Annotated in this window: 1 tRNA gene and 3 rRNA genes; all 4 read left to right on the plus strand. The window is 52.4% G+C overall.

Annotated elements, in window-relative coordinates:
* Positions 1 to 413: 413 nt before the first annotated feature.
* A 16S ribosomal RNA gene (locus SB13_RS16910) occupies positions 414 to 1,955 on the plus strand.
* A gap of 137 nt (positions 1,956 to 2,092) precedes the next feature.
* Positions 2,093 to 2,168 (plus strand) — tRNA-Glu (locus SB13_RS16915).
* 224 nt (positions 2,169 to 2,392) lie between these two features.
* Positions 2,393 to 5,301, plus strand: a 23S ribosomal RNA gene (locus tag SB13_RS16920).
* Positions 5,302 to 5,405: 104 nt separating this feature from the next.
* Positions 5,406 to 5,521: ribosomal RNA gene (rrf, locus tag SB13_RS16925) — 5S ribosomal RNA — on the plus strand.
* Together the 16S, 23S and 5S rRNA genes with 1 tRNA gene alongside form the textbook arrangement of a ribosomal RNA operon.
* Positions 5,522 to 5,689 lie beyond the last annotated feature (168 nt).

A 5,689-nucleotide genomic window follows, 5' to 3' on the forward strand; every position in this document is an offset into this window, starting at 1 on the left:
GCGTGATTTATAGACGATATAGCGGTAAATCGCTGGTTTTACATCCGCTTTGGGCAAAAAGAATCCACTCGATAATATTTTTCATATTAACGCTTGTCAGCCCGAAATAACTCCCTATAATGCGCTCCCACTGACACGGCACAGCGGACAACGCAACGCGGTGACAGTCGGAGAAAAACGAAGAAAGTCGTTGACTCTGAATGAGGTAAGCGTAATATACGCGGCCTTACGTTAGTCGCCACGGCGGTAACGAAACGCTCTTTAAAAATTTAATCAGACAATCTGTGTGGGCACTCACAAGACACTATCGCAACTAGATACGAAAAAGTCTTGAAGAGTGAACAACAGTTAATTCATTACGAATAAACAGTAAATTCTTTGAGCATCGCTATTAACTTAGCAAATCAAGCTTTTANTTGAAGAGTTTGATCATGGCTCAGATTGAACGCTGGCGGCAGGCCTAACACATGCAAGNCGAGCGGCAGCGGAAGGAAGCTTGCTTCCTTGCCGGCGAGCGGCGGACGGGTGAGTAATGTCTGGGGATCTGCCCGATGGAGGGGGATAACTACTGGAAACGGTAGCTAATACCGCATAACGTCGCAAGACCAAAGTGGGGGACCTTCGGGCCTCACACCATCGGATGAACCCAGATGGGATTAGCTAGTAGGCGGGGTAAAGGCCCACCTAGGCGACGATCTCTAGCTGGTCTGAGAGGATGACCAGCCACACTGGAACTGAGACACGGTCCAGACTCCTACGGGAGGCAGCAGTGGGGAATATTGCACAATGGGGGAAACCCTGATGCAGCCATGCCGCGTGTATGAAGAAGGCCTTCGGGTTGTAAAGTACTTTCAGCGGGGAGGAAGGCAGTGAACTTAATACGTTCACTGATTGACGTTACCCGCAGAAGAAGCACCGGCTAACTCCGTGCCAGCAGCCGCGGTAATACGGAGGGTGCAAGCGTTAATCGGAATGACTGGGCGTAAAGCGCACGCAGGCGGTTTGTTAAGTCAGATGTGAAATCCCCGAGCTTAACTTGGGAACTGCATTTGAAACTGGCAAGCTAGAGTCTTGTAGAGGGGGGTAGAATTCCAGGTGTAGCGGTGAAATGCGTAGAGATCTGGAGGAATACCGGTGGCGAAGGCGGCCCCCTGGACAAAGACTGACGCTCAGGTGCGAAAGCGTGGGGAGCAAACATGATTAGATACCCTGGTAGTCCACGCTGTAAACGATGTCGACTTGGAGGTTGCGGTCTTGAACTGTGGCTTCCGGAGCTAACGCGTTAAGTCGACCGCCTGGGGAGTACGGCCGCAAGGTTAAAACTCAAATGAATTGACGGGGGCCCGCACAAGCGGTGGAGCATGTGGTTTAATTCGATGCAACGCGAAGAACCTTACCTACTCTTGACATCCAGAGAATTTAGCAGAGATGCTTTAGTGCCTTCGGGAACTCTGAGACAGGTGCTGCATGGCTGTCGTCAGCTCGTGTTGTGAAATGTTGGGTTAAGTCCCGCAACGAGCGCAACCCTTATCCTTTGTTGCCAGCGATTCGGTCGGGAACTCAAAGGAGACTGCCGGTGATAAACCGGAGGAAGGTGGGGATGACGTCAAGTCATCATGGCCCTTACGAGTAGGGCTACACACGTGCTACAATGGCGCATACAAAGAGAAGCGAACTTGCGAGAGTAAGCGGACCTCATAAAGTGCGTCGTAGTCCGGATTGGAGTCTGCAACTCGACTCCATGAAGTCGGAATCGCTAGTAATCGTAGATCAGAATGCTACGGTGAATACGTTCCCGGGCCTTGTACACACCGCCCGTCACACCATGGGAGTGGGTTGCAAAAGAAGTAGGNAGCTTAACCTTCGGGAGGGCGCTTACCACTTTGTGATTCATGACTGGGGTGAAGTCGTAACAAGGTAACCGTAGGGGAACCTGCGGTTGGATCACCTCCTTACCAAAGTGAAGTGCTAGTGAAGTGCTCACACAGATTGTCTGATGAAAAAGCAAGAGCAAAAGCGCACCTGTTGATGATGAGTCTCTGACTCATGCTGATGCGGAACGATTGAGCCGGGAGGCTGAGTCGGATTTCGTGTCCCCATCGTCTAGAGGCCTAGGACACCGCCCTTTCACGGCGGTAACAGGGGTTCGAATCCCCTTGGGGACGCCATACCGATAATGAGTGAAAGGCATTATCACCTGAATATCTTAAAGATGACTTTAACGAGTCGTGTTTAAGATATTGCTCTTTAACAATCTGGAACAAGCTGAAATTTGAAACGATGCAGCTGAACATATCTCTCCGTGCAGTACTGAGATGTGATTTTGTTGTATCAGAGTCTCTCAAATAATCGCAGCGTGAAGCGTGTCTTACGAGACACCTTCGGGTTGTGAGGTTAAGTGACTAAGCGTACACGGTGGATGCCTAGGCAGTCAGAGGCGATGAAGGGCGTGCTAATCTGCGAAAAGCGTCGGCAAGGTGATATGAACCGTTATACCCGACGATACCCGAATGGGGAAACCCAGTGCAATCCGTTGCACTATCGCAACATGAATACATAGTGTTGCGAGGCGAACCGGGGGAACTGAAACATCTCAGTACCCCGAGGAAAAGAAATCAACCGAGATTCCCCTAGTAGCGGCGAGCGAACGGGGAGGAGCCCAGAACCTGAATCAGTTTGTGTCTTAGTGGAAGCGTCTGGAAAGTCGCACGACAGAGGGTGATAGTCCCGTACACGAAGAGGCATGGATTGTGAGTTCGATGAGTAGGGCGGGACACGTGTTATCCTGTCTGAATATGGGGGGACCATCCTCCAAGGCTAAATACTCCTGACTGACCGATAGTGAACCAGTACCGTGAGGGAAAGGCGAAAAGAACCCCGGCGAGGGGAGTGAAATAGAACCTGAAACCGTGTACGTACAAGCAGTGGGAGCCTTGATTTATCAGGGTGACTGCGTACCTTTTGTATAATGGGTCAGCGACTTATATTCTGTAGCAAGGTTAACCGAATAGGGGAGCCGCAGGGAAACCGAGTCTTAACTGGGCGTTAAGTTGCAGGGTATAGACCCGAAACCCGGTGATCTAGCCATGGGCAGGTTGAAGGTTGGGTAACACTAACTGGAGGACCGAACCGACTAATGTTGAAAAATTAGCGGATGACTTGTGGCTGGGGGTGAAAGGCCAATCAAACCGGGAGATAGCTGGTTCTCCCCGAAAGCTATTTAGGTAGCGCCTCGTGAATTCATCTTCGGGGGTAGAGCACTGTTTCGACTAGGGGGCCATCCCGGCTTACCAACTCGATGCAAACTGCGAATACCGAAGAATGTTATCACGGGAGACACACGGCGGGTGCTAACGTCCGTCGTGAAGAGGGAAACAACCCAGACCGCCAGCTAAGGTCCCAAAGTCATGGTTAAGTGGGAAACGATGTGGGAAGGCCCAGACAGCCAGGATGTTGGCTTAGAAGCAGCCATCATTTAAAGAAAGCGTAATAGCTCACTGGTCGAGTCGGCCTGCGCGGAAGATGTAACGGGGCTANACCATGCACCGAAGCTGCGGCAGCGACACTTAGGTGTTGTTGGGTAGGGGAGCGTTCTGTAAGCCTGCGAAGGTGACCTGTGAGGGTTGCTGGAGGTATCAGAAGTGCGAATGCTGACATAAGTAACGATAATGCGGGTGAAAAACCCGCACGCCGGAAGACCAAGGGTTCCTGTCCAACGTTAATCGGGGCAGGGTGAGTCGACCCCTAAGGCGAGGCCGAAAGGCGTAGTCGATGGGAAACAGGTTAATATTCCTGTACTTGGTGTTACTGCGAAGGGGGGACGGAGAAGGCTAGGTTATCCGGGCGACGGTTGTCCCGGTTTAAGCGTGTAGGTGGATGTTTTTGGTAAATCCGGAACATCATTAACACTGAGGCGTGATGACGAGTCACTACGGTGATGAAGTGACCGATGCCAAGCTTCCAGGAAAAGCCTCTAAGCTCCAGGTAACACGAAATCGTACCCCAAACCGACACAGGAGGTCAGGTAGAGAATACCAAGGCGCTTGAGAGAACTCGGGTGAAGGAACTAGGCAAAATGGTGCCGTAACTTCGGGAGAAGGCACGCTGGCGTTGGTGAAGGGACTTGCTCCCGGAGCTGATACCAGTCGCAGATACCAGCTGGCTGCAACTGTTTAATAAAAACACAGCACTGTGCAAACACGAAAGTGGACGTATACGGTGTGACGCCTGCCCGGTGCCGGAAGGTTAATTGATGGGGTCAGCCGCAAGGCGAAGCTCTTGATCGAAGCCCCGGTAAACGGCGGCCGTAACTATAACGGNCCTAAGGNAGCGAAATTCCTTGTCGGGNAAGTTCCGACCTGCACGAATGGCGTAATGATGGCCAGGCTGTCTCCACCCGAGACTCAGTGAAATTGAACTCGCTGTGAAGATGCAGTGTACCCGCGGCAAGACGGAAAGACCCCGTGAACCTTTACTATAGCTTGACACTGAACCTTGAGCCTTGATGTGTAGGATAGGTGGGAGGNTTTGAAGTGTGGACGCCAGTCTGCATGGAGCCAACCTTGAAATACCACCCTTTAATGTTTGATGTTCTAACGTGGGCCCCTAATCGGGGTTGAGGACAGTGTCTGGTGGGTAGTTTGACTGGGGCGGTCTCCTCCCAAAGAGTAACGGAGGAGCACGAAGGTTAGCTAATCCTGGTCGGACATCAGGAGGTTAGTGCAAAGGCATAAGCTAGCTTGACTGCGAGAGTGACGGCTCGAGCAGGTGCGAAAGCAGGTCTTAGTGATCCGGTGGTTCTGAATGGAAGGGCCATCGCTCAACGGATAAAAAGTACTCCGGGGATAACAGGCTGATACCGCCCAAGAGTTCATATCGACGGCGGTGTTTGGCACCTCGATGTCGGCTCATCACATCCTGGGGCTGAAGTAGGTCCCAAGGGTACGGCTGTTCGCCGTTTAAAGTGGTACGCGAGCTGGGTTTAGAACGTCGTGAGACAGTTCGGTCCCTATCTGCCGTGGGCGTTGGAAGATTGAGGGGGGTTGCTCCTAGTACGAGAGGACCGGAGTGAACGCACCACTGGTGTTCGGGTTGTGATGCCAATCGCATTGCCCGGTAGCTAAGTGCGGAAGAGATAACCGCTGAAAGCATCTAAGCGGGAAACTTGCCCCGAGATGAGTCTTCCCTGGGNCTTCGAGTCCCCTGAAGGGCCGTTGAAGACGACGACGTAGATAGGCTGGGTGTGTAAGCGTAGCGATACGTTGAGCTAACCAGTACTAATGACCCGAGAGGCTTAACCTTACAACACCGAAGGTGTTTTTAGAGAGACGATTCAGCTTGTTCAAAGATTGGTTCTGGTGGTTGCACGGAGAGAGTGTGTAACGGCTGGAATGAAACAGAATTTGCCTGGCGGCGATAGCGCGGTGGTCCCACCTGACCCCATGCCGAACTCAGCAGTGAAACGCCGTAGCGCCGATGGTAGTGTGGGGTCTCCCCATGTGAGAGTAGGGAACTGCCAGGCATCAAACCCGTAGAAACCCTCAGCGAAAGCTGGGGGTTTTTGCATTGGGGCGAAAAAAACGCGCACACACCTGCGGCCCAACGCCACGCCGTCACCCCCGCCAGCCTCATTAGAGGCCACTGGTCGGTCACGGTTCCGGCCCCCTCACAACAGCCGTCGCGATACGTG

The sequence above is a fragment of the Lonsdalea quercina subsp. quercina genome, from assembly GCF_000688695.1.
GTDB lineage: Bacteria > Pseudomonadota > Gammaproteobacteria > Enterobacterales > Enterobacteriaceae > Lonsdalea > Lonsdalea quercina_D.